We start from the raw sequence: 2,296 nt of genomic DNA, 5'->3' as shown, positions 1-2,296 counted from the left end.
GTCTAAAACACTCAGAAAAGCGAGCTGATTTTAGAACATAAAACTGAACACCCTATAAATTTGATGTGAAATAAATTGTATATGTATATAAATAAAACACTTACATTTATAGGTACAGGTATTGTTGGTTTCTATAGTCAGGCTATATACGCACAGGGCTCACAAGAAAACCCTAATATCGTGTTGATATTGCTTGACGATGTCGGTTATTCAGATTTCGGATGTTACGGTTCCGAAATTGAAACACCAAACATTGACCGTTTGGCAGAAAACGGAATCCGTCTTCGTAACTTCTATAATATGGCGCGCAGTGCACCTACCCGTGGCTCATTGATGACAGGTCTTTATCCTCATCAGGAAGGTCAGGGCGCTTTGGGTAGAGTTCCCGGATATCCTGCATATCAGGGCTATCCTAACAATGAGAATGCGTTTATTCCTGAAGTTCTTCGTTCAGCCGGTTATTTCAGTATTATGACAGGAAAATGGCACATGGGTTTTCCTCAGGGAGTGACGCCTATCAAGCGTGGTTTCGACCGTTCGCTTAATGCTCCTACAGGTGGATTCTATTTTTCGACAGACAGAGATAAACCTGCTGCCAATAAAAAGAATAACAATAAAAAGAACAACGAGAACAGCGGTAAAAAGAAACTTTACCGAAATGATGTCCGTATTCCTTTCAATGACCCTTCGTTGCCCAAAGACTGGTACTCATCATATCTGTGGACCAAGTGCGGACTCGATTTTGCCGATGAGGCAATGGCTGACGGCAAGCCTTTCTTCTGGTATCTTGCTTTCAATGGTGCGCATTTCCCGCTTCAGGCACCTGCTGAAACAATAGCAAAATACAGAGGCAAATACAAGAAAGGATGGGATGCCATACGCGATGCCAGATACAAGAAACAGATTGAGTTGGGACTGTTCTCGAAAGATGAAAAGCTAACTCCCCGTAATCCTAAAATCAAGGCATGGGACGAACTCACACCCGAAGAACAGGACCGTCAGGATTTGATTATGTCCATCTATGCAGCTACGGTAGAAGAAATCGACCGTAATATCGGTCTTCTTATGAAGCATTTGGAAGAAAAAGAACAGTTTGACAACACTCTTATTCTATTGTTGTCCGACAATGGCGGTAATGCGGAAGGAGGTCTTTACGGCAAGTGTCTCGGAAAGAATCCTGGAACAGTAGGCAGCAACATATGGCTCGGCACAGCATGGGCTGATGTAGCCAATACTCCTTATTATCTGTATAAACACCATGGACATGAAGGAGGATGTAACACACCTCTTATAGTATCCTACCCTAATGGTATAGACAAGAAGCTTAACGGTACAATAGATAAGGTGAACTATGGACATATCACCGATATTATGGCAACTCAGGTTGAACTCACCGGAGCTGAATATCCAGAAGTAAGAGATGGTCATAAAGTTCAGCCTATGGAAGGAACTTCACTTCTTCCTATGCTCGAAGGAAAGAAAATCAATCGTACAAAACCTATCATAGTTGAGCACGAAGGAAACAAGATGCTCCGTTATGGCGATTGGAAGATAGTTCAGGAATATACCGAAACAGAGTGGATGCTTTATAATATAAAGAAAGACCCTACCGAGATGTGCAACCTTGCCAAGGAAAATCCTAAGAAACTTAAAGAACTGGTTTCATTATATAATTCCGAAGCAAAGAGAATTGGTGTTGAGCCTGAAATAAAATTCAAGGTGGGCGAGTGGTATACACCTGTAGATAAACATTAAAAAATGAACTATACATATCTGTAGGTCACATTAAAAACGCAATTTGAACATTTCTACTGCTAATTTATGATTTATTTCTATTTAAAAAGATAAAGAGATAATACTTTTGTCGTGATGTATTTTTTGAATTGTTAATATTTAAAACTTAATTTATGGAAAGTACAAAGAGAATCCCCTTTTTATTTTGTCATTCAGTTTTGCATTGCTGCTTTAATGTTGGCACAGCAAACGATTGGAGTAAATACCTTACATAATCGGATGGTTTGTTTTCATTTTTGAATTTAGAGGTCTTTTAAAATAGGAATCTGATTTTGGAATGTTTGCGAGAGAAAATTTTTTAGATTAAATATTCAGTAGTAATTTAAAGTTTTTGTTTATATGAAAAAGAGATTATTGTTAACTTTTTTATCGGTTTTATCTATAATTCCTACTATTAGAGGTCAGGAAATAGGAGCGAATTTTAATGAATCAATCAGTGAGCCTCTCAAGCAAGTGAATTTATTGAAAAAATCAGGAGTAACTTGGGTTAGAGGTTTTATAG

General features: G+C 38.3%; 1 protein-coding gene. It reads left to right on the top strand.

The features are described from left to right. Window positions 1-81 precede the first annotated feature (81 nt). Complete coding sequence (locus QZ379_RS12610; RefSeq protein WP_291565486.1) at window positions 82-1,755, top strand: arylsulfatase; 1,674 nt, start codon at window positions 82-84, stop codon at window positions 1,753-1,755. Window positions 1,756-2,296 lie beyond the last annotated feature (541 nt).

The sequence above is a fragment of the Bacteroides sp. genome (genome assembly GCF_019417265.1).
Lineage (GTDB): Bacteria > Bacteroidota > Bacteroidia > Bacteroidales > Bacteroidaceae > Phocaeicola.
This window is presented reverse-complemented; position numbering and strand designations above follow the sequence as displayed.